Raw genomic sequence first — 454 nt, forward strand, 5'->3', positions numbered from 1 at the left:
CTACCGGTCGTTCGACACGTACGCCGAGACGGGTGCCATCGGGCTCCCCGAGGAAGCGAGCGCCGAGAAGGGAGAGCGGAGTCGGTCGATTATCGCCGAGGAACTCGCCTCGCTGCTCGATGCGGTTCACGAACAGAACGCGTGAGACACCGATAACGATAATGACAATAAAATATGAATAAAAACAATTATATATGTGGGGCAAATTGGTAGCGATGATGCGAGAGAATACCACAGAGGAAGCTAGCGGACAGACTCTGGACCGTCGGCGGCTCCTTCAAGCGCTCGGCGCTGGTGGCATGATTGCCATCGCCGGCTGTACCGGCGGCGGGGACGGAAGCGGAAGCGGCTCCGACGGCGAGGGCAGCGGTGAGGGTGGGGGAGACACCCAGAGCGTCCAACTCCTCACAATGGGTGTCGGTGACAACATCAAGCAGTTCTTCGAGGAGAACAA

At 58.6% G+C, this 454-nt stretch carries 2 pseudogenes; both read left to right on the forward strand.

Annotated features, from left to right (window positions below):
• Nucleotides 1–145: pseudogene (locus D3D02_RS21605) on the forward strand (creatininase family protein); the annotation flags it as partial.
• A gap of 70 nt (nt 146–215) precedes the next feature.
• Nucleotides 216–454 (forward strand): annotated as a pseudogene (locus tag D3D02_RS21405) (sugar ABC transporter substrate-binding protein); the annotation flags it as partial.

Origin of the sequence: Halobellus sp. Atlit-38R (genome assembly GCF_003665925.1) — an archaeon.
Taxonomy (GTDB): Archaea; Halobacteriota; Halobacteria; order Halobacteriales; family Haloferacaceae; genus Haloquadratum; species Haloquadratum inordinatus.